Genomic DNA, 23,701 nt, shown 5'->3' with positions numbered 1-23,701 from the left:
TTTGAAGGATACTTTTATGAAAAAAGCGCTGTTATCATCTTTGGTAGCGGGTGTATTTACCCTGCCTTTCGTCAACTCAGCAGTTGCGGCAGAGCAAAGCACAGGTGCCAGCCCAGAGCGGCCGAATATTCTGTTCATTATGTCAGATGACCATGCGGTCCAGGCGCTCAGCGCCTATGGTCACCCTATTTCAAAACTTGCTCCAACACCGAATCTTGACCGTATTGCTGCTAATGGTGCTAAATTCCAACGTTCCTATGTCACGAACTCTCTTTGTGGCCCAAGTCGTGCGGCAATGCTTACTGGCAAATTCGGCCATGAAAACGGCTTTACCTATAATGGCCAGATCTTTGATGGTACCCAGTTTAACTGGCCAAATGCCCTTCAAGATTCAGGCTATGCCACAGCCATGATTGGTAAGTGGCATATTAACCGCATTCCAAACGGGTTTAACTTTGAGCATTGGGAAATTCTTAATGACCAAGGTGAATATTACAACCCTGATTTTATCACCGCTGACGGTGTGAAGATGGAAATGGGCTATACCACCGATTTGATCACTGATAAAACCTTAGCCTGGCTTGATAAAGGGCGGGACAAATCAAAACCTTTTGCCCTGCTGATGCACCATAAAGCGCCGCACCGAAACTGGATGCCAGCTCCTCGTCATACCCAGTTGTTTGAAGACGTAGAATTCCCGTTGCCAGATAACTTCTTTGATAGCTATGAAGGGCGGATGGCTGCAAGCAAGCAGACAATGACGATAGCGAACCACACCCAAGATGGTCACGATATCAAGATGACGGTGGCAGAAGGAGAAGGCGAGTGGCGTGAAGATATTTGGCCACATCTGTTAGCGCGGTTAACCGATGAGCAGCGTGCCGAATGGGATAAGGCCTATCTGGCTCGTAATGATTACATGAATGCCAATGAAGCTAACTGGTCTGAAAAACAGATGGCAGAGTGGAAGTACCAGCGCTACATGCAAGACTATCTGGCAACCATTGTCGCGGTTGATGAAAGCGTCGGTGAGGTACTTGATTACCTTGAGGAGAATGGCTTGAGCGATAACACCTTGGTCGTGTATACCTCAGATCAAGGCTTCTTCCTTGGTGAGCATGGCTTCTACGATAAGCGCTTCATGTATGAGGAGTCTTTCTCTACGCCACTTGTCATGCAGTTACCTGGGGTGATCAAACCCGGTACTGTTATTGATGGGTTGGTGCAGAATATCGACTATGCACCAACATTTATGCAGTTAGCTGGCTTGGAAACGCCATCTGATGTACATGGAAAATCCTTGTTACCATTGCTCTCTGGTCAAGGTGAAAGTGGTTGGCGTGATGCGCTTTATTACCACTATTATGAGTTCCCAGGGTTTCATGATGTAGCTCGACACTATGGTGTGTCAGATGGTCGTTTCAAATTGATCCACTTCTACAACCCTGATGACCAGTGGGAGTTTTACGATTTGGAAGCCGATCCATCGGAAATGGTTAATGCGATTGACGACCCTCGTTACAAGGAAGAAGTAGGACGTCTTATCCACCGCCTAGCAGAGTTGCAGGATGAATATGGCGTGCCTCCATTGAAAGAATGGCGAGATGTACCGTTGGAACGCCATCCTAACCCATCTTTGGAAGAGTTGTTTCCCCATAGCTTCAAGTAATTTATTTAACCGGTAACCGCAGGGTTACCGGTTTTGCCGTTCAGTATATCCTTACGCGCTCCTTGCATGGGCGCGATTTTTATATCCAAGCGTGTTCAAAGAGGAAAAGTGACGATGAAAATTACGGTCACAAATAATTATAAGAAACTGTTTTCTATTAGTTTACTCGCTGCATCTATCGCAGGTTGTGGTGGGGGGTCTGGTAGCGGCAATAGTGATGGTAAACCCGGTACCCCGCCTCCAGAATGGCCCTCAACGGATGTTTCAATTAGTTCATGGTCATTCAATGGGGGGAGTGGTCAAAGTGTGGCTACGGCGAAATTAGCGGGTAGTTATGCCGTTGCCGATCCTGCAAGTTTGAATATCGAAATTAGGGATATTCATCAAACGCTGAAGCACCGTATTGAGGCGGCGGATATCGTGGACTTATTACCCGATATGAACCTCAACCACGACACGGCTTTGTGTGGCATGACATTCACTCCGTCGGGGCGTTTTCTCTACCTTGCAGTCTGTGATAGTGAGGCAGGGCAGCGCGATGATGCCATTCTTGCCTACAATACCAATACTGATTCATTGACTGTTTTTCATCGTTTATCTTTACAGGAGAAAAACACTGGCGAAAGAGTCCGTGTCGGTATGAACTACTTTTCTTCAAGCTTGTTTGTAGGTGGAGATTCAGTGGTATACCGAATTGAAGCTGATCGTAATGCTGCCTATGAAGTTGAGAATGTAGGTCGCCAACTTGCTGTTGATGAGATTTCAATTACAGGCTTTGTGCAGGATATCGCGCTTGATATGGAGGCTGGGAATCTATTCCTTCAGACGCCAAACAGCGTTTATAAACTGCCGCATAACAGTCGATCAGCCCAGCGCGTATATCAGCAAGATAATCTGACTGGTGTAGCATTCAGCCGGGTTTATGGTAATGAAGAGTCTGCGGGCCTTTACATCAGCATGGAACATGATGATAAGACGGGACTGCTATTTACACCGATAGAAAAAGTACGTAGCAGTGGTCAATTATCACCGGTTCAATATCTACTCTCTGATACGCCTTGGCATGATTTCAGCCTAACGGCGGATGGCCAATTACTGTTTGTGGATGATAGCGCGTTCATGTTGCAGGACAATAACGATAAACGGATGAGCTTTGACGAGTGGACGCGGGATGAACTGGCGGAATACGTTAAGGCTATCAAAGGGCTAACCGCGTCTGGAATGTCAGGCAATTTCGCCTCACCGGAAGGCTTTCTGCATAGAAAACTTGAGCATACCAATCCTAATACGACGCCAATTGCCGATAATGTCGGTTGGGCGTTGTATTTGCTGATGGTGGCAGATCAAGTCGAGCATGATCCTGAAATAGAGGACTACGTTGAGCTATTAATCAAACGACACGCGGGCCTGCATGAAGACGGTAAGGGTGGGGTGAAAAGTATCGATGGTCATTTCGTTCGAAACTACAACAGCGATGGGTCAATCAATGCCAATAATCCCCAGTATCAGGTTTACATTAGTATGAAGTTCCTACCTGCGGCCATCAAAGCGGCAGAAATGTATCCGGATAACCCTAATATTGTCAGTTATGCTAAGTACCTTCAGCAGGTGTTCCAGCGTTCTGGAGATGTTGTGCGAGCTGAGCAGCGTATCACCTGGGATTCAGATGATTTCGGTCCGGTTCGTCTAAATCGCCTCATGTCCAACGAAACCTGGTTGTACGGTGATATTGCAGCGGCGCAAGATCCTATTGCGACACGGAACTATGGCAAGTTTACCTATGACAGAGAAAACTTTCTGTATGACTACGAGCTGCTTGATCAGCCCGTGATTAAATCATCGCACTCGGCATTTATCATCATGGGTGGCCCACTTATCTTGGACCATCATTTCCATGACAAATCATGGGCGGAACAGAATAATAATTACTTTGCGCTGACCCAATCAGAAACCGATGAGATGGGCTTTACCTATTTTGCTGGGTTTTCAGCGGGCCATAGCCCTAACTCTAACGGCAACTACTACAATGACGGCCCGACCGATCACCCAGATGATTTTATTCACTTCCCAGCGGTGAGCGGCTTTGGCCAACTCGGTAAAACTGATGCCGTAGTTGGTGCTTATATGGCATACCGAGATGATCGACGTCAGACTATGATCAGCGCGGGAGACAAAGAGGCGCAACTGTTGATGCGTTGGTCTGGCAATATGCCTAATTACGACAAAATGAGCGTCGGCATTGCCGATTTTTGGTATGGCGCAATAGGCCTCGCCGAAACTATTCAACCGGGTGTGGTGCAGAAATTTCGCAATACATTCTATCGTCCTGAAGTCCTGATTGGTTTTAACGAACAAGGCAGGCAGCAGCTGCTTTATTCGACCATGACACCAAGGTTAATAAAGGGTATACGGTCCGATGGCACTACTGAAGAGTTTGGCTATCATCGTTCGCCGTTTATCGTGCCAACCGGTGAGGTTTTCGCTGATTTCGACGTGGTTGACCCACAAGGGGACTGGGTAGAGCTAGATGATATTGTGGGTATTCACAATATTACCGCACCATTGGCTGGGCGTGACGTGATATTCAAGAACCCTAACTTCGAGCAAGGTGTTGATGTCGGCTGGCAAACCCTTTCGGGTAATACGACGAGTGGAGGCAGTATCTATGGCAATGGTGCAACGCTGTCCGGTATTGCGAATTTAACCCAAGCTGTCTACTTACCGAATGCCCTCGAAAATAGCGAATACCGTGTGTCCGCTTTTATTGAGCCACAATCAGGTTCTGGGAAGGCAAGAGTAAGGTTGAGCTGGTCGGATACCGGGAATATTAAAGACGCCTATGGCAGTGAAGAAAGTGGTAATGTTTTCGCTAACTGGGATGCGATCGTACGGACGGTGGACGTAAAACAACCAAAAGGTGCCAAGTACTTACATATTGAATACCTGACGGAAGGAAATGGGGCCTTTGTTTTTGGTAACACAGCGCTGCAATCTTTCGGAGCGAAGCAACCATTTATCAATGGTGACTTTGAACAAGGCACTACAAATTGGGAATTGGATAGCAATGTCTATATTACCAATGATAGTAATGAAGTCATCCAAGGGAATAACTCACTTAAATTTGACTTAAGCAGCGGTGTGACAAGTTGGCAAAGTGCCGAACGAAGTATTGATATTTCGGACGATCCTGTCGGCACTCGTTATCTGGTGCGGTTTAAGGTTGGTGAGCGTCGTCAATTGACCGACGCAAAGTTTGAAATTAAGTTCGACATTGAAAACCCACAAAGTCCACCTAATTCAGGTGTCACCCCAACGGGTGATTGGCGCGATGTCGGCTTTATTGATAATGATACCCCTGAAGAGGTCACTGTCACCGTACGTAAACGCCCGGGAGAGACTGCGCTGAACTTAGTATTGCGTATGAAGCAGGACAGCAATAGCGCAGAACCTAGCTATGTCATCTTGGATGACGTGCGTGTTTATCAGCAAAAGATGCTTGATGATAATTACTGTAATTATGGGACCCAGTGCTACTAGTTAGCTCATCATTTTGAGCGACAGTTCTGCCAAGTAGAAGGCCCAACCGCAATGCGGTTGGGCTTTTTTATGTGCTTGATTTAAAGGGTCTAGCTGAAATTTACATAACATTGGGTATTAAGTATGTTCTCATTATATGCACTAAAGCCTCTTGGAGTAGGCAAAACGTTTCGAAATGAGTGAAAAATATGCAGTGCTATTTCTATAATATTGGGATTGCAAAGTTAGAGCTATATCAAGTTTTTGGTAAATGACTGCCTGGCTAACAGCGATATAGTCCTAGTTTGACTGCCAAAAGGCTCTTTTTTAAACTTATTAACAATGCCAGGGTGGTTGGTTAAGTTTATGTTTTTATTGTTTATTTTGGTGTTTTTAACGTAGTTTCGAAAGAGGTAAGGAAAAAAGTGTGACCTATGTACATGATTTGCTAGCTCTTGTTGACAGTATGGGGGGGTTTACTTACTATCTGTAGAAACGTTTCAACACAAACAATTTTCTACGAAGAGTACGGTTATGGCCCAGGTCAAGCTGCAAAACATAAACAAAATTTACAAGAATGGTTATCACGCTGTTCATGATTTTTGTCTGGACATCAAGGATGGTGAGTTCATGGTGCTGGTTGGTCCCTCGGGCTGTGCCAAATCGACCACACTACGAATGATTGCCGGGCTTGAAAGCATTACCAGTGGTGATCTTCATATCGGTGATAAGCATTGTAATGACGTTCTACCGAAAGATCGTGGTATTGCAATGGTGTTCCAGAACTATGCGCTCTACCCACATATGACAGTGCGCGAAAATCTGGCTTTTGGCCTGGAAACACGTAAAAAGCCAAAAGATGAAATCGAGCGTCGAGTAAAAGAAGCCGCTGAGTTACTTGAGATTTCAGAGCTTCTAGATCGTAAACCGGGTCAAATGTCCGGTGGTCAATGTCAGCGTGTTGCCCTCGGCCGTGCCATGGTTCGCAAGCCTGAAGTCTTTTTGTTCGATGAACCGCTTTCAAACCTGGATGCCAAGCTACGTATTTCTATGCGGATGCGTATTTCACGTTTGCATGATGAGCTAAAACAAAGTGGCCGCCCTGCAACGATGATCTATGTAACGCATGATCAGGTTGAAGCGTTGACCATGGGTGATCGAATCTGTGTACTAAATCGCGGAGCGATTATGCAGGTCGATACACCAATGAATCTATATCACAAACCAGTTAATAAGTTCGTTGCGGAATTTATTGGTTCACCAACAATGAACATGTTGGAAGGCAAGCTAACTAAAACAGATGCAAATAAAATGGCAGTTGAAATAGATGGTCATTTATTTGAATTGCCTGAAGAGAAGCAAGCAACAGCTGAGCAATATAATAACCAAGATATTTACTTAGGTTTACGCCCTGAACATATTTCTATGGAGCCAGGCGAAAATAGTTGTGATGCAAATATTACCGAAGTGGAAGAAATGGGTTCAGAATCTTTTGTTTACTTAGATTTTAATGGTAAGCAGATGATTTGTAAGCATGTAAACCCTGATGTTACGTTGTGCAAACAAAGCGTGCATCGTATTTCTTTCAATATGAATAAATGCCATATTTTTGATAAAAGCACCGAAGAAAATATTTTTATTCCGACAGAATAACTGACAGTTTTAAAATTATAGTATAGGTAGTTTAATTTCATGATCCATACAATTTCTGATTCAAACCACTTGGTTTCAAATGGTTTACTTAACCTAGAATTTACTGAGCATAATGTTCTGAAGAATATTACATCTGGCAATGTAATGGTAAACCTTTTTGAGCCTAGTGAATTTGAAGGTGCATTATCAAATGTCTATATCCGGGTTAAGAGCGATGCAGGTATTTCATTTATGCCTCTTATGCACCTTAACCATAATATGCGAACCTTTCGTACTGAAGCAGGTTTAGTTGGTTGGGAAACGACAACCGAGACATTCCGTGCTGTTGTGATGATTAGCCTAGATGCTAAATCTGAAAAAGTATTCTTTACCACTCAGGTAGAGAACCTGCATGACGATGAGCTGAAGTATGACCTTGTCTTTGGTCAAGATCTAGCCCTGGCAGACGAAGGTGGCGTAAAGAGCAATGAATGTTACGTCAGCCAATACCTAGACCACCAGGTCTTTAACCTTGAGGAAGAAGGTTATGTGGTATGTTCACGTCAAAACCTACCGCAAAGTACGGGTAATCCATGCTCACAGATTGGTTCGTTGACTGATACTATTGTCGGCTACTCAACGGATGGCTACCAGTTCTTCGGTAAAGACTACCGTTTTGAACCAACGCCAGTAGTGCTTTCAGAGCCGACACTCGCGAATGAAAAACTACAGTTTGAAATGGGGTATGTCGCCCTTCAAACTGCGGACATCACTCTGGCTCCAGCACAGCGCGCAGAGTCTGTTTTCTACATCGCATTTGACAACAACTTACCGGGTTCGAATGTTTCTGAAGCGGCTAAGATTGACACTGTTAAGGCCGCTTATCTATCGCCTGAAATGGTGGAAGCGTCTGAACAAACACTGCCTTCATTTTTCCTAAATGGATACAATGTACTTGTTGGTGATGAACTAACAGACGACGAAATCCACACTTTCTTCGGTGAAGAGCGTCGCTTTGCTGAAGAGCAAGATGGTAAATTGCTGTCATTCTTTTATGGCAAACAAAAAGGTGAAAGCCGCTACGTTACATTGCCTGCGAAAGAGCGTGTACTTGAGCGTTCAACTGGACATATGGTGTCTTCTGGTAACTGTCAGGACTTCCAGAATGGGGTAATGAGCTCAACCCATGGCATGTATGGTGTGTTCAACTCCCATGTAGTGATCGGTAATACGTCATTCAACAAACTATTGGGTGTCGACCGCACATCTCTGAATTTGTTCAAATACAGCGGTCAGCGCATTTGGATTAAAGAAGGTGAGGATTTCCGTATCCTGTCTATGCCTTCTGCTTACGAAACGGGTCTGAACTTTTCGCGCTGGGTATATAAATATCAGCAAGGCTACATCGTAGTAACTAGTTTTAGTGCTCAGGAATCTTCTTCAATCCAATTGGACATCGAAACGGTTAACTTGTCTGATGCGCTTGAAGTCATTGTCACTAACCAGATGGTAATGGGTAACAATGAAAACGACGCGAAAGTTGTCGTTGAGCACCAAGATGAATACATGACAGTGACTGGTAATTTCGAGCTGATGAACTCGGTCCATCCTGAGCTGAAATACGCCATTCGCCCAGATGCTTCATTGGCTGAAGTGTCATTGGTGAAAGCGTCAGACAGCGTCCGTTATGTGCTTTTCCAAGGTAAGGTTAAGGACAAGGCAAGTTTGACGGTAGTTGGCGCACTGACTGCAGAAGAATTGACCGCGCCGGTTGCATTGGATTTTGCTGCTGAAATTGAAAAATACCAAGTTTCACAGCATGCATTGATCAATAACTTCCATATTGATTTCGAGAACGATAACTACAACGCGCAGAAGTTGAATGACACTATGCAGTGGTTTACCCACAATGCATTGGTGCATTACAGCACGCCGCATGGTCTTGAGCAGTACTCTGGTGCTGCGTGGGGTACCCGTGACGTATCTCAGGGGCCGTTTGAGTTCTTCATGTCGATGCAGCGTTACGATCGTGTGGTTGACTTGCTGAAAACGATTTATAGCCACCAACACATCGAAACAGGTACGTGGCCGCAGTGGTTCATGTTCGACAAGTACTCAAATATCCAGCAAGAAGACTGCCACGGTGATATCGTTGTTTGGCCTCTGAAGGCGATTGCTGACTACATCACTGCAACAGGCGATCTGGATGTTCTGAACATTGAAGTGCCTTACACCAGCATTGAAGACGGCTTTGCGTATACTACCGAACAATACACGCTGTTTGCCCATGTAGAGCGTCAGGTTAAGCACATTATCGACAACCTAATTCCTGGTACCTCTCTGTCATGTTACGGTGACGGTGACTGGGATGATACCTTGCAGCCTGCCAACCAAGCACTTCGTGAAAACATGGTGAGCGGATGGACTATCCCACTTACGCTGCAAGCACTGAAAACCATGGGTACAGCCCTAGAAGGCAATCCTGATTTCGCAGTTTTTGTTCATAAGATCAATAAACTGGCAATTGAAATGGAAGAAGACTACAACAACCTGTTGATCAAGGACGGGGTGATTGCTGGCTTTATCCACCTGCCTAACAAAGATGTTGATCAGGTTGAGTACCTACTGCACCCGTCAGATAAAAAAACGGGTATCAAGTACCGTTTACTACCTGCATCACGTTCGATCATCTCGGAAACATTCGACAAAGCGATGGCTGACAAGCACATGGCTATCATTGAGGAGAACCTTGTTCACCCTGATGGTGTACGCCTGATGGAGAAAATGGCGAAATACCAAGGTGGTAAGCAGAGCTACTTCAAGCGTGCTGAGCTTGCTGCAAACCTTGGCCGAGAGGTTGGTCTACAGTACTGTCACGCCCATATTCGCTTCATTGAAGCCTTGTGTAAGATGGGTAAGGCCGATGAAGTCGCACAGAACCTTTACAAGATTGTTCCTGTGGGAATTCAAAAAGCGGTGCCAAATGCAGAGGTGCGCCAATCTAACGCATATTTCTCAAGCTCCGACGGTAAGTTCAATGATCGCTACGAAGCGTACCGTGATTTCGACAAACTGAAAAAAGGCGAAGTGACGGTGAAAGGCGGGTGGCGTATTTACTCAAGTGGCCCTGGTATCTATATCAACCAGGTGATCAGTAATGTGCTGGGTATCCGCTTTGAAAATGAGTCTTTGGTACTCGATCCAGTCATTGCCAAGCAAATGGGCAAAGTGACGCTGGACTTCACGCTGTATGGCAAGCCATGTCGTTTGGTTATTAACCCAGAGCAGGGCTCTTACACGCCGAAACGCGTTGAGTTGAACGGTGGGGAGTTGGCTATTTCGCTAATGCCGAATGCTTACCGTACTGGTGGTGCGCTAATCGAGAAGCAAGCAGTGGCTTCAATGCTGCAAGATACGCAAAATGAACTGACTATCTGGCTGTAGTCATCAGGCCTGACACCCCGGGTTCCGGGGTGTCAACCTAATCATCTGTTGTATTATGTGTTGTTCGTCAATGTTACTCTCTTCCGATTTGTAGAAACGTTTTACATGATCCGTTATACTTCAAGTTAACTAGCTACAAATACAAAATTATTTTAGTACGCAAGGTTGCAACTATTTTCGGTTTAAGTGAGAGGAATAAGTTTAACTAATGAGGCCTACAATCAAAGATGTCGCTAGAGAAGCGAAAGTATCTATTTCGACAGTGTCTTATGCGATTAACAACAGTGATCGTATCAGCGAGAAAACTCGCAATCATGTGTTAGAAGTAGCAAAAAAGCTGAACTACTCTGCAAACAGCAATGCTAAACGCCTTAGACAAAAGAATGTGGGTGCCATTGGCATCTTCTTCAACTCTTGGTTCGGTCCAATCTATAGTGAACTTGTTCAGGGTATAGAGCGCAAAGTACACGAAATGGGTTACGACTTAATTGCCTGTAGTTTGTTTGGTGGCGCAGAATCGACAGCACACCGTTATCTTAAGGATCATATGATTGATGGTGCCATCATCTTGAGCAATGCTTTTGATGATGATTTCCTTAAATCTGTCGCTTCAAAAGACTTGCCGATCGTTGCTCTGGACCGTGAAGTTAAAGCCGAGAATATTTACAATATCTTGATTGATAACTTTGGTGGGGCATTTGGCGCAACTAAACAATTGATTTCGAGCGGTTGCCAGCAAGTCCATTACTTTTGTGGCCCTGATGATTCTTACGATAATCAGAAACGCTTGGAAGGCTACATTGCCGCACTCGGCTTCTATAATGTCAAATTTGATAACAATCTGATTATCAGATCAGATTTTACTGAAGAAGATGCATACTTGAAAATGAAGGAAATTATTGACCAGGGTGAGGCACCTAAAGCAATTTTTTCCGCAAATGATGAAATGGCTCTGGGTATTATTAGGGCTGCAAATGAAAGTGGTATTAAAATTCCGGAGCAGCTAAAGCTTATTGGTTTTGACAATATCAGAGAATCTGAAAGAACAATACCTGCATTGAGTACTGTTACTCACCATAAGTACGAAATGGGTGTTAAAGCTGTTGAAGTACTATTTAGTGCGATGAACAGTGAAAAAGAAATAGAACAAGTAACAATTCTACCAACTCAAATTGTTGAGCGAGAAACCGTGTAGTTTTTATTTGTTTATTCTTTCTTTCGGGTCAAAAAAACATATCTAAATAATTAGTTGCCATGAAAATTCATGGCAACAGCCATGTTTTGTGATTTTGGGCAATAATATCTAGCCTTATAAGGATAGCGAAATGAAATACAAGTGGCTTACAGTTCTCTTAGTTGCCATGGCAAGTTCTGTTTGTGCCAAAGAAAGAATAGAGTTTATGGTGTCATCGGGTGACCAGATGGCATTTGTCAACGAAGTCATTAAACCTGAATATGAAAAGCGTTATCCTGATGTCGAACTCATATTAACCAACGACGGCAACCTAGAAACACGTATGGCTGCGGGTGACTATCCTAATGTGTATGCAGGGATCTTTGGTTACATGGTACCAAGATATGCCAAATTAGGCCGCTTGATGTATCTTGATGATTTTGACGGGTTCGATGAGATGACAGATCGTATCGAGCCGCAATTCATGGAGAAGCACTTCGGTCGACAGTATTATATTCCATGGCACGCAACAACCCAGATGATGATTTATAACAAAGAGTTGTTCCGTGAAGCAGGACTAGACCCTGAACTACCACCAGAAACGTGGGATGAGTTATTGAATGCCGCAGAGAAGATTAATAACTTGCCTGCGCGCTCAAATGGTAGCCGAGTACATGGTGTTGCGCTTTGGAATGATGCGCTAGCAAGCGGTGGATGGTACTGGAACATGCTATCGCCTATGTATTACAACTTTAATGATGGTGAGTACCAACTGCTAAACCAGTACGGTACACATCCAGTGTTTGATAAAGAAGAAGCGGGCATGGTGCCATTCCTTGAGACCATGAAGAAGCTTCAGCAATTTGCTCCGCTGGCAATGGAACAGAACTTTTTCTCTCGCACTATTGGTATTTGGCCGCAATACGGAATCGCATGGCGAGCTAACCTTCAAGATGCTGCAGGCAAACCAATGGTTATCGGAGAAGATGTAGGCATTGCACCTATTCCTGTCAGGAAAAAGGGTGATACGCACTATTCGAATCTGGACGGTCGTGCCTTAATGGTATTCAAAAATACCCGTCAAGTAGAAGAGCGGAGCTGGCAGCTAATTGAATTGCTGATGGAAGATGACTTTAACCTTGAAGCGAACATGGCGTTGCAGAACTTGCCAACACTAACGTCACTACAGGAACACCCATACTTCCAAACTCCGGATATCAAGCCGTTTGTTGATCAGCTGCAACATGTTGTGATGAACGAATCTAATGCCTCAGTATCAGAAGTGTCCAGCATTTTACTTAATTACTATTCGCAATCGGTTGTTATGAACAGGCTAACACCAGAAGAGGCTGTTATCGCAGCAACAGAAGATGTTAAAAAAATAATGCGCCGATAACGTTCACTTCAATTGCGAACTCCGGCTGCAGTGCATGACTGCAGCCATCAATAGATTTTAATTTTAGATGGAATAAAACCATGAACATAAGACGTCACTGGGTGCCATACCTGTTTATGTTGCCGTGGGTAGCATATTTCATAATATTTATGCTATACCCATTCTTCTTGTCATTACAAAATAGTTTTTTAGATATAAATATTCTAAACCCAGAAAATACCCGGTTTGTTGGCCTAGGTAATTGGATCGAATCAGCAACAGATTATAAATTCTGGAAATCTCTTTTTAATGTTCTGTTTAACCAAATAATTTTCGTCACATTAAGCTTTATCTGTGCAATGGGTGCAGCGCTAATGTTGAATGAAATTACATTTTTGTCGAGCTTGTTCCGAACAGTTCTATTTATTCCAGTTGTGACCTCCATCACGGTAGCAATGATTATTTTTGATTTTATTGCCGGTCCTTCTGGTCCAATTCAGTCATTAATGATGGATTGGAACGTGTTGAGTGCCCCTATTTTCTGGAAGTTTGAAAAATGGTTACCGATGCCAGTTATTGCGGTATTCAGTGCCTGGAAGTGGTTCGGTGTCCAAATGATTATTTTCCTCGGTGGTATTGCCAGTATTAACCGCTCATTGCTTGAAGCGGCAGATATTGATGGTGCTGGCTGGTGGCGAAAAATCACCAAGATTATCCTGCCACTGATCAAGCCGCAGATTGTATTTGTAATGACAATCAACGTGATTAACGGTTTGCAGATGTTTACTGAAGTCTTCATGAACTTCGATCTACAAGGTGGCCCTCATAATTCAGCGTTAACGCCAGTGCTTCACTTGTACCAGACCGGTTTCGAACAAATGAAGATGGGTGAGGCATCAACCATTGGTCTTTTACTTGCGATTGTTATATTCGTGTTGACCATGCTTCAGTTGAAATTGACCAAGGGTAAGGACTAACCATGAATAATTCCAATAAAGGTAAGGTGCTCATTTATATTGGGTTGTTGGCTGCTAGCCTCATCGTACTTTACCCGTTTTTCTTTATGATCATTAACTCGTTCAAATCGGGCTCTGAGATCATGCACTCACCAAATGCCTTGCCAACCTCATGGTCAGCCAAGGGCTACATTGAAGTATTTGATAGTGTGAACCTATGGCGCATTTTCTTTAACACCATTTTCATTTCTGTATCGGTCATGGTGCTGAACTGCCTGTTGTCGGCAATGGTGGCCTTTGCGATTGCCAAGACTAAAATGCCAGGTCGCCAAGTTTGGTTGCGTTTGATTTTGTCATCCATGATGGTGCCAGCGATTTTGTTCACTATTCCCGTTTATATGATGATGTACGACTGGGGATGGGTGAACACCTATCGAGTATTGATTATTCCGGGTGCGATCAGTGCTTACAATATCTTCCTGCTTTACCAGTTTATGACCCAAGTCGATGAAGCTTACCTCGAGGCTGCACGTATTGATGGCGCCAGCGAGATGCGCATTTTCTTCAAGGTTGTGCTGCCAATGATGCGACCAGCGATGGCTACAGTCGGTATCCTGACTTTCATGGGAGCGTGGAACGATTTCATGGGGCCACTGCTTTATATTCGTGATGACTCGATGCTGACACTGCAGCTCGCCCTGTTTAAGTTCCAGCAAGATATTCCGGCGGGTAATTTAGAGCAGGTATGGGCAATGACCACAATGATTGCAGTTCCCGTCGTCTTTGTTTTCTTCTTTATGCAGAAGAACTTCATTAAGGCGTTCACAGGGGTGGGGGTGAAGTAATGACCGTTGCACAGTTGAAAAAAATCGCACTGCTTCTTTCCGTTGTCTTAATTGCATATTGGGCGGCTTGGGGTAAAGCTTATTTCCTATCGAAAAGCTATTTCGATTACGCAGTTGAGCAGGAAGCGGCTGAAAATTATGTTATCGCCTTGAAAGGGATGAATAAGCTAGAGCTTCGCATTGACGAGGAATACCTTGGCGGTTATCAGCAAGTTATCGAGGCTTGGGAGCATGCTCTCTTTGGTATTCGCCCTTCATTCTATGAAGAGGCCTTGATTGCCCCTGCACGTTTGATCCCACAAATTGCAGATGAGGATCTCCAAGCATTTATTGACATCTATGTTCAGCTAGACAGCAAATACGTGCCGGAAGTGGCCTACATGCAATTACAACGCGCTAGGCTCGTGGGTAATGAAGAGCTTGCTGCAGAGATGGATGAGTTTTTAACCCAAGCATTCCCTGACTTTGATTTTAAGTAATCATTTTATCTTTTTGCCGCCCAGTTCGGGCGGCTTTTTTTAATCATCTTTGCTGAGATGAATTAGCACTAATAGATTTCGGAGTATTGTATGGATCTGCCATATAAGAACAGTACCTTGCCTGTTGAAGAAAGAGTTGAGGACTTATTGTCACGCATGACGGTGGCAGAAAAAATAGGCCAGCTATGTCAGTCTCCTATGCTGGAATACAATATTCATCGTAAAGCGTATCTGGAGCATATTAGTCAAGGCCGCTGGGGTTCACGCATTCTTGCTGATACCGCTTGGGCGGGTAATGCTCCCGGTGAAACGGTTAGTCCAAGCCAATTAAATGAAATCCAACGTGCTGCCGTTGACGGTAGCAGACTGGGTATTCCGTTAATCATTGCCCGTGATGTGATTTATGGCCAGCAAACCGTGTTGCCAATCCCATTGGCACAGGCTGCATCATGGAATCCGGCTCAGATCCAAAAAGCCTACCGTTGTATTGCTAAGGAAGCCGCGTCATTAGGGATTCACTGGACGTTTGCCCCTATGCTCGATATCGTTCGCGATCCTCGCTGGGGCCGAGTTATTGAAAGTAGCGGTGAAGACCCATACTTGACCAGCCAGTTTGCTAAAGCTGTTGTGAAGGGCTTCCAAGGTGATTCACCAGCTGATGAAGATTCCTTGGTCGCCTGTGCCAAGCATTTCGTTGGCTACGGCGCTTCAGAAGGCGGTCGTGACTATGACACCACTGAAATCTCTGACAACACATTGCACAATGTCTATCTTCCCCCTTTTGCTGCTGCAGTTGATGCTGGGGTTGAAACGGTGATGTCAGGTTTTAACGACTTGGGTGGTACGCCAGTTTCAGGTAGTGAGTCGTTGATTAATGGTTGGCTGAAATCGCAGCAGCAATTCGATGGTATGGTGATCAGCGACTGGGGCTCTATCTCAGATCTGGCCTATTTCGGTGTGGCCAAAGGCGCTGAGGGCGCAGCAGAGCAAGCGCTTAAAGCCGGTGTTGATATGGCGATGACCAATGAGGCCTATGAAGATCACCTTCAAAATCTGCTAGACAAAGAAGCGATTGATATTGTACTTGTCGATGAGTCTGTTCGTCGGGTGTTGCGAACCAAGTTTAAAGCAGGGCTGTTTGAACGCCCTTATGTCGATGAATTCAAACATAAGAGTGTGATGCGTCACCCTGAACATCTGGCAGAGGCGCAAACGGTCGCAGAGCAAAGCATGGTGCTGTTGAAGAACAACCATGACTTGCTGCCGATTGATGCCAAACCGATGACCATCGCGGTGATTGGCCCACATGCCCATTCTAAGCGCCAGCACCTAGGCTCCTGGTGTTTAGATGGTAAGACCGAGGATGTGACCAGCATTTATGAAGGTATTAAAGCATGGACCTCAAAGCTGGATTGCACCATTGAACTGCTGACCGAAGAGGCAGCATTTACCGATGAAATGGTGGAATGTGCCCACCGTGCCGACATCGTGATCCTATGCACCGGCGAGAGCCACCGCCGTACCGGTGAAGCGCGCAATATTGCCGAGCTAACATTACCAGCTGGCCAGGAAGAGTTAATCCACGCGATTGGTGAGGTTGGCAAACCACTGGTTGTGGTGCAATGTACTGGCCGCCCTGTGCCGTCAGCGGCAACAGAGCAGCATGCCGATGCACTCCTGTATGCATGGCAGTCTGGTACTGAGGCCGGTCACGCCGTAGCAGGACTATTGTTCGGTGATGTATCACCATCAGGTCGCCTACCGATGTCGGTGCCACGTAGCACGGGCCAGATCCCAATGTACTATGCTCGTAAGCCGCTCGGTAAAATGCGTGACTTCCTTGACTATCAGCCATACAAAGATCAGAAAGATACCCCGCTTTACCCATTTGGTTTTGGCTTGACCTACGGTGAGTTCAAATACTCCAACCTGCGTTTGAGCAAAACAGAGATGACGGCCGGAGAGACAGTACAAGCCACCGTTACCCTTAGTAACTGTGGGGGCCATACTGCAACGGAGGTAGTGCAGTGTTATATCCGCCAGCTGGTGGCATCGACAACACGGCCTGTCCGTGAACTGAAAGACTTTAGCCGGGTAACATTGGAGCCGGGCGAGTCAAGAGATGTCACGTTATCACTGCCGGCAGAAAAGCTTCGTTTTTACGGCATCAATAAAACTTTCTTGCTTGAGCCATCAAAGGTCGAGGTGTATATCGGCAGCGATTGCAATGCAACCTTGAGTGGCTGTATTGAAGTGAGCTAATGAGTCCTTAGGACACCTTATTTCATTTTTCATTCTGAACACCAGCAGCGCCCTGCTATGTTTCATCGCAGGGTGCATTTGAGAGCCTACGATTATGAAAACTAGCTCAGTAACCGAGTCCTCACACTCTCGCCCGAATATTATCTATATCATGTCCGACGACCATGCCATTCGGGCATTGAGTGCGTATAACAGTGATATTGCCCATTTAGCGCCGACTCCCAACATCGACCGTATAGCCCAAAACGGTGCTCGGTTTGACCAATCTTTCGTGACGAACTCTTTATGTGGCCCCTCTCGGGCGGCCATGCTGACAGGGAAGTTTGGTCATAAAAACGGTTTCAACCATAACGGTCAATTGTTTGATGGCCACCAGCCAACGTGGCCAAGGATGCTCAAAGGACATGGTTATACCACTGCTTGCATTGGCAAATGGCATATCAACTTAACACCGGAAGGTATCGATTTTGACCACTGGGAGGTACTCAACGATCAGGGCGAGTATTACAACCCGGACTTCATTACAGCCCAAGGGGTTAAGCGTGAGCATGGTTATACGACAGAGTTGATTACCCAAAAGTCGCTGCGCTGGTTAGAAGAGCAACAGCAAAGTGACAAGCCTTTCGCTTTGCTATTGCACCACAAAGCACCGCACCGCAATTGGATGCCAGCCCCACAGCATATGCGGGCGTTTGAAAATACGGTATTCCCGGTACCTGATAACTACTTCGATACCTATGAAGGTCGGGCGGCAGCTGCGATGCAAACCATGACCATCTACCGCGATGCCCAAGAAGGTCATGATTTGAAAATGACCAAGGGAGTTGGGGAGACCGAGTGGCGTGAGGACATTTGGCCATTTTTATTAGCCCGTTTAACCCCGGAGCAACGTCAGGCATGGGATGAGGCCTACCAGGAGCGTAATGATTGGTTTAACGCCAATGAGGTCAGCATGACTGAAAAGGAAATCGCTATCTGGAAGTATCAGCGTTACCTCCAGGATTACCTTGCTACCATCAAGTCGGTCGATGAGTCAGTGGGTGAAGTGCTTGATTATCTTGAAGCTAATGGTCTCGCGGATAACACCATTGTTGTTTATACCTCCGATCAGGGCTTCTATATGGGTGAGCATGGTTGGTTCGATAAGCGGTTTATGTATGAAGAGTCGTTTCGCGCGCCACTACTGATCCAATACCCGAATCGCATCAAACCAGGAACGGTGGTAGAGCACTTGGTGCAGAACATCGACTACGCGCCGACATTCCTTGAATACGCAGGTGTTGATGTGCCTGAGGATATTCAAGGTGAGTCGATGGTGGCGCTGCTCGATGGTGAATCTCCCGCTGATTGGCGTCAGTCGCTGTACTATCATTTCTATGAATACCCAGCGATGCACGATGTGACAAGGCATTACGGCACCCGTGATAGTCGCTATAAGTTGATGCACTTCTATTACGATATCGATGAGTGGGAATTTTATGATATCGAAGAAGATCCGACTGAAATGAATAATGCGATCAATGATCCCCGGTATCAGTTTGAGATCTCACGGCTAAAAGCCGAGATCAGCAATCTAGAGGTGAAATATGACGTACCACCACGGGCTGAGTGGGTCAATTTGCCGCTTGAATATAAACCAGCGCCAACTCTAGAAGAGCTGTTTCCCGATAGTTTCCAGGTAACTTGCCAATAAACCTAAGCCGGAATTTATCAGTTTCTACTTTACGTAAACCAATGACTCAGGGCTTAGGCACTAAGCCCTAGATAACAACACCCTACATAAAGAGAATAAAAATAACTATGTCATCACTATTCACATGGACGAGAAAAATTACCAACCGGTTGATTGTCACTATTGCGATTGCCTTCTGCTCGATTGCATATGTGGGATATGAAGGATTAAGTGGCTTAAGTCATTTATCGAACCAGACATCGATATTGGTTGAGGATGATTTGGCAAAGGTAATAACAATCAGTGATATTCAGCAGCGAGTTGAACAAGCCAGAGTTCACTCTTTACTGGCCATACAGCATGATCCCAATGCATTCAGCGGTAGTTACCATGATCATTCGTTATCGATTCATACTGACTTGATCTTCGAAAGCTATGATGACTTGCAGGCACTGTACTTTGATTTGATGACATTCAACATGGGGGCCAGTCTTGAACAAGCTGCGACTCAAGCAAACTCACTCACTGATGAGCTCTTTTTCTCTGGGTTTGAGGTGATTGTTGATTTACTGGATCAAGGTGAGTACCAGCAAGCCAATATTTTGCTGCTCAATGAAGTGAATCCCACGATTGAACAGCTTAAGACGCTACTCAGTACGATGAGTGATTTGAGTGCGACTGGGGCAAGAGATGCCTACGCTGAAGCCGTTAGTAACGGTCAGCGTTTTGTATTTAGCATGAGTACAGCTTTGGCTATCAGCACATTGTTACTGATCGGCATTGCTTTTGTGACTATCCGACGCATTGTGTTTGCGCTTAAGGGACTGCAGTCAACAGCAAACAGCATTGCGGACGGAAATCTGATTTGTCGGGCGCAGGTACAAGGCCAAGATGAATTTACGGTTATTGGTGATGCAGTCAATAATATTGCAGCAAGGTTTCAGCAGACCGTCTCTTTGATTGGGGATTCAGCCAACCAACTAACACAGGCCTCACAGCAAAATACTCAACTGAGTGAGCAAACGGCCTCGAACGCGGCTTCACAGCAGGCGCAAATTCAGCAAATCGCAACGGCTACCGAAGAGTTGACAGCGACAGTGAGTGATGTCGCGGCGAGTGCTGTAGCGGCGGCAGAAGCCTCGCAAAAATCTGATCAACTTGCCCAGAGTGGTGTGGGTGTTGTTAATCAGGCAATTGCACAGTCTATTGATTTAGCAGAAGAAATTGAACAGGCAAAAGTCTCCATTAATGAGCTAGGTAAGCACTCCCAAGACATCGGTAGTGTATCTGACACGATACGTGATATATCCGATCAAACCAATTTACTGGCGCTAAACGCAGCAATAGAGGCGGCGAGGGCGGGAAGCTATGGTCGTGGATTTGCGGTTGTGGCTGATGAGGTTCGATCGTTGGCGCAGCGTACCAAAGATGCAACACAAGACATTCAAGATACGATTGCTCGTTTGCAAACCGGTTGCCAGCATGCCATCGAGCGGATGGATTCTGGCGATAAATATGCACGAGAAAGTACAGTAAAAACCAAGCAGGCCGGTGAGGCGCTGCAGGCGATCACCGAAACGGTTGCCAGCATTGCGGAAAAGAATATTCAGATAGCATCTGCAGCTGAGCAGCAAGCGGTGGTGACTGGGGATGTTAATACCAACGTGTTTGAAATTAATGCACTGGCGGATAAAACCGTCGGTGACTCTAAGTCGAGTCAGCAAGCATCACAGTCAATTGCTGAACTTGCGCAATCTCTATCATCAGAAGTGAAACGCTTCACTGTGTAGAAGCGCGGTGTTGTTAGCTTATGTATTTATCAGCCTCTCTAGCGATAATGATAGAGAGGTTTTTTTATGTTTATTTAGGGTAAACATAGCTCTCAAAAATGACATTTGGGCCATTAACCAGTTAGTTTTATTACCTCCGCTTTGTTAGTCTAACTTTTGGTCGAAACGTTTATATTGAGGCGAGAATGAATTTGAAAAAGATAGCCATTGGCATCAGTTTATCTGCTGTTGCCATGGGCGTAAGTGCTGAAAATCAGGAGAATAATACTCGAGGGAATATTGCCTTTTTTGATCATACCTTGCCTATTGAAGAGCGCTTGGATGACATCAGTGAACGCCTTACTGATGAAGAAAAAGGCCATATGATCACCTTATGGAATCAAGGTGTTCCAAGGTATGGTTTGAAGTCATTTATGCCAGGTGAGGCCCTGCACGGTCTTGCATCTCCACGGCAAAATGCAGCAACTGTATTTCCCCAGTCTATAGGCTTGGCCGCAACGTGGCAGCCAGATGCATTGCAGCGAATGGGAGATGCTGTATCCGATGAAGCTCGAGCGCAATATCACAATGGTCCAGTAATAAAAGATGGCAAGCGAGGCCCACTGACGTTTTGGTCGCCAGTCATTAATATTGCTCGTGATCCACGTTGGGGTCGTACCCAAGAAGCCTACGGGGAGGATCCATTTCTCAACGGCGTAATGGCCAGTGCCTATGTCAAAGGCCTTCAAGGTGATCACCCTAAATACCTCAAGACTGCAGCAGGTGCGAAACATTTCGTTGCTAACAACGAAGAGCACAACCGCTTTAACGGTAATGCCAATATTTCAGAAAAACAGTTACGCGAATACTATTTCCCAGCCTACAAACAAGTGGTCCAAGATGCGAATGCGCAAATTGTGATGACCGCATATAACAAGCTTAATAATGAACCTGCGGTTACCAATACTTGGTTGGTTCGAGATGTATTACGTGGAGAATGGGGGTTTGATGGTTTCGTGCTTGGTGACTATGGCTCAATACTGATGACCACAAAAGGATGGGGCGAACGCAGCTTCCACGGTCACGACATCTATGATAACTATGTTGATGCGGCTGCCGCCGTTCTGAATGCTGAAACGTTAGATTTTGATAACACCCGTATTTTCCGCAAGGAAGCGCTTACGGCAATCGAACAAGGTAAAACCACTTCAGAGCAACTGGACCGAGCATTTAGAAATACCATGCGTGTCGGTTTACGCTTGGGTATGTTTGATCCAGAAGAACTGTCACCATGGAAAGACATCCCGTTTGAAAAAATGACCACATTTAAGCCGCTTGCACTTGAGCTCGCAGAGAAGAGTATGGTCTTACTGCAAAATGAGCCAGTGAATAGCCAGCCGGTATTACCTATCGATAAATCTACAACAAAATCAGTCGCAATCATTGGCCCTAACGCTAACGTTTTGAACTTCGGTACCTACTCTGGCACAGCTAAAGACCCTATCACGCCATTACAAGGCATTCGAGATTATCTTGGTGATGATGTTGACGTCACGTACGTACCATGGACCCAAAATCAAGGTGAACTTAACCCAATCCCACTAGAAAGTATTACATTACTTGATAATCAAGGGCTAGGTGTTTGGACCGCTGATTATTACACCAACCGAAATGGCAGTGGTAAACCTGTCGCCAATAACACGGTTGGGAATATTGATTTCGACTTTGGTAACAAACCGCCGCACAAAGACTTAAATAACGAGAATTTTGCCGTCAAATATACAACGACAATTGTACCTCCTCAAAGTGGTCTGTATACGTTAGGCGTTGAATCCCAAGGCCATGAAATGGTGTTTGATATTGATGGCTCTACTATATTTAGAGACCACGGTAATAACAGCGAGCCACTTCGAACAACTGTAGAGCTTGAATTGGACTCTCAGAAAACGTACACGTTTACGGTACTAGCTATGGAAAAACGTGGCAGCTCTGCACGCTCAGTCAAATTTGGCTGGGAACTGCCATCAGAAGGCACTGCCTATGAAGGCGCAGAGCTTGAAGCGGCTAAGAAAGCCGATGTTGTTATCGCCGTTATGGGCTTATCGACTGAATATGAACGAGAGTCGATTGACCGCACTTCAGAAGGCCTGCCTTCTGAGCAAATTGATTTGCTCAGAAGCATTGTTAAGGTCAACCCAAAAACAGCCGTAGTACTGCAATCAGGGTCTTCAATTGAAAGCCCTTGGCTGAAAGAGAATATTCCGGCGATTCTGCAAAGTTGGTATCCGGGGGAGCAGGGCGGTGTCGCTATTGCCAATACCTTGTTTGGTGACAACAATCCAGGCGGTAAGTTACCTCTGACATTTGTGAAGTCGTGGAGTGATTTACCGGCCTTTGGCGACTACGATATCACCAAAGGCCGTACTTACCTGTATTTCGATAAAGAGCCTCTATGGGCCTTCGGCCATGGCTTGAGCTACACCCAGTTCGCTATGTCAGATCTGAAGTTCGACAGAAATATCGCTAAAGATGGCCAAATCAATGTCACAGTAACGCTAGAAAATACCGGTAAAGTGGCAGGCGATGAAGTCATTCAAGTCTACATGACCGATATGTTTGAGCGCAGCGAAAAACCGATTCAACGTTTGAAGGCGTTTGATCGCGTCTCATTGGAGCCGGGTGAAAGGCGTGATATTACCTTAACCTTCGATACCGCTGACTTGGCTTACTGGGACGAAAAAACCAAAGACTGGATGTTAGGTGACAAATACGAAATTCGGATTGGTAATGCGTCGGACAATATTGTACTGACCAACACAATAACGGTTGAGTAGTTAATGTTTTCTGTTTTAGTTCGATGAAATAGTTCCAGCAATATTCGCCGTTTTCAAAAAGCGGCGAATATTGC

13 protein-coding genes are annotated in these 23,701 nt (G+C 45.3%); all 13 read left to right on the top strand.

The window, feature by feature from the left end; translation table 11 throughout:
• The first annotated feature begins 16 nt into the window (after positions 1–16).
• The 13 genes from ACVA58_RS11495 (at position 17) to ACVA58_RS11435 (ending at position 23,627) form a co-directional block, all read left to right on the top strand.
• Positions 17–1,669 carry a sulfatase family protein gene (locus ACVA58_RS11495; protein ID WP_446510581.1) on the top strand — a complete coding sequence of 551 codons (1,653 nt, stop codon included), beginning with the start codon at positions 17–19 and terminating at the stop codon, positions 1,667–1,669.
• A 114-nt stretch (positions 1,670–1,783) separates the two neighbouring features.
• Positions 1,784–5,206 (top strand): hypothetical protein, encoded by a 3,423-nt coding sequence (locus tag ACVA58_RS11490; RefSeq protein ID WP_446510580.1) that lies wholly within the window; start codon positions 1,784–1,786, stop codon positions 5,204–5,206.
• Positions 5,207–5,719: 513 nt separating this feature from the next.
• Entirely contained in the window at positions 5,720–6,838 is a 1,119-nt protein-coding gene (locus tag ACVA58_RS11485; protein ID WP_446510579.1) for an ABC transporter ATP-binding protein, read from the top strand.
• Positions 6,839–6,877: 39 nt separating this feature from the next.
• Entirely contained in the window at positions 6,878–10,261 is a 3,384-nt protein-coding gene (locus tag ACVA58_RS11480) for a GH36-type glycosyl hydrolase domain-containing protein (RefSeq protein ID WP_446510578.1), read from the top strand.
• Positions 10,262–10,469: 208 nt separating this feature from the next.
• On the top strand, positions 10,470–11,456 hold the full coding sequence (locus ACVA58_RS11475; protein WP_446510577.1) for a LacI family DNA-binding transcriptional regulator: 987 nt from the start codon (positions 10,470–10,472) through the stop codon (positions 11,454–11,456).
• A gap of 130 nt (positions 11,457–11,586) precedes the next feature.
• A complete protein-coding gene (locus ACVA58_RS11470) occupies positions 11,587–12,831 on the top strand; it encodes an extracellular solute-binding protein (RefSeq protein ID WP_446510576.1) in 1,245 nt (414 codons plus the stop codon).
• Positions 12,832–13,184: 353 nt separating this feature from the next.
• Positions 13,185–13,787 carry a carbohydrate ABC transporter permease gene (locus ACVA58_RS11465; RefSeq protein WP_446510575.1) on the top strand — a complete coding sequence of 201 codons (603 nt, stop codon included), beginning with the start codon at positions 13,185–13,187 and terminating at the stop codon, positions 13,785–13,787.
• Positions 13,788–13,789: 2 nt separating this feature from the next.
• Positions 13,790–14,611, top strand: coding sequence for a carbohydrate ABC transporter permease (locus ACVA58_RS11460; protein WP_446510574.1), 822 nt, complete (start codon positions 13,790–13,792; stop codon positions 14,609–14,611).
• The gene (locus tag ACVA58_RS11455; protein WP_446510573.1) at positions 14,611–15,090 is read left to right on the top strand and encodes a hypothetical protein; all 480 of its coding nucleotides are present in this window, start codon (positions 14,611–14,613) and stop codon (positions 15,088–15,090) included. The genes ACVA58_RS11460 and ACVA58_RS11455 overlap by 1 nt, the downstream gene beginning before the upstream one ends.
• A 90-nt stretch (positions 15,091–15,180) precedes the next feature.
• Positions 15,181–17,352, top strand: a complete 2,172-nt coding sequence (locus tag ACVA58_RS11450; protein ID WP_446510572.1) for a glycoside hydrolase family 3 N-terminal domain-containing protein — start codon at positions 15,181–15,183, stop codon at positions 17,350–17,352.
• A 94-nt stretch (positions 17,353–17,446) separates the two neighbouring features.
• The gene (locus ACVA58_RS11445; protein ID WP_446510571.1) at positions 17,447–19,045 is read left to right on the top strand and encodes a sulfatase family protein; all 1,599 of its coding nucleotides are present in this window, start codon (positions 17,447–17,449) and stop codon (positions 19,043–19,045) included.
• A 107-nt stretch (positions 19,046–19,152) separates the two neighbouring features.
• Positions 19,153–20,814, top strand: coding sequence for a methyl-accepting chemotaxis protein (locus ACVA58_RS11440; RefSeq protein ID WP_446510570.1), 1,662 nt, complete (start codon positions 19,153–19,155; stop codon positions 20,812–20,814).
• A gap of 185 nt (positions 20,815–20,999) precedes the next feature.
• A complete protein-coding gene (locus ACVA58_RS11435) occupies positions 21,000–23,627 on the top strand; it encodes a glycoside hydrolase family 3 C-terminal domain-containing protein (RefSeq protein WP_446510569.1) in 2,628 nt (875 codons plus the stop codon).
• Positions 23,628–23,701: the final 74 nt, after the last annotated feature.

This window comes from Photobacterium sp. DNB22_13_2, assembly GCF_052873915.1.
The sequence above is the reverse complement of the archived record's forward strand: the minus strand, read 5'-3'. Positions and strand labels throughout refer to the sequence as shown.

Excerpts from the sequence above, each read along its gene's own strand:
- ACVA58_RS11460 (WP_446510574.1), top strand. The coding sequence starts at position 13,790 with ATGAATAATTCCAATAAAGGTAAGGTGCTCATTTATATTGGGTTGTTG.
- ACVA58_RS11470 (WP_446510576.1), top strand. The coding sequence starts at position 11,587 with ATGAAATACAAGTGGCTTACAGTTCTCTTAGTTGCCATGGCAAGTTCT.
- ACVA58_RS11465 (WP_446510575.1), top strand. The coding sequence starts at position 13,185 with ATGTTGAATGAAATTACATTTTTGTCGAGCTTGTTCCGAACAGTTCTA.
- ACVA58_RS11495 (WP_446510581.1), top strand. The coding sequence starts at position 17 with ATGAAAAAAGCGCTGTTATCATCTTTGGTAGCGGGTGTATTTACCCTG.
- ACVA58_RS11490 (WP_446510580.1), top strand. The coding sequence starts at position 1,784 with ATGAAAATTACGGTCACAAATAATTATAAGAAACTGTTTTCTATTAGT.
- ACVA58_RS11450 (WP_446510572.1), top strand. The coding sequence starts at position 15,181 with ATGGATCTGCCATATAAGAACAGTACCTTGCCTGTTGAAGAAAGAGTT.
- ACVA58_RS11455 (WP_446510573.1), top strand. The coding sequence starts at position 14,611 with ATGACCGTTGCACAGTTGAAAAAAATCGCACTGCTTCTTTCCGTTGTC.
- ACVA58_RS11480 (WP_446510578.1), top strand. The coding sequence starts at position 6,878 with ATGATCCATACAATTTCTGATTCAAACCACTTGGTTTCAAATGGTTTA.
- ACVA58_RS11485 (WP_446510579.1), top strand. The coding sequence starts at position 5,720 with ATGGCCCAGGTCAAGCTGCAAAACATAAACAAAATTTACAAGAATGGT.
- ACVA58_RS11440 (WP_446510570.1), top strand. The coding sequence starts at position 19,153 with ATGTCATCACTATTCACATGGACGAGAAAAATTACCAACCGGTTGATT.
- ACVA58_RS11445 (WP_446510571.1), top strand. The coding sequence starts at position 17,447 with ATGAAAACTAGCTCAGTAACCGAGTCCTCACACTCTCGCCCGAATATT.
- ACVA58_RS11475 (WP_446510577.1), top strand. The coding sequence starts at position 10,470 with ATGAGGCCTACAATCAAAGATGTCGCTAGAGAAGCGAAAGTATCTATT.
- ACVA58_RS11435 (WP_446510569.1), top strand. The coding sequence starts at position 21,000 with ATGAATTTGAAAAAGATAGCCATTGGCATCAGTTTATCTGCTGTTGCC.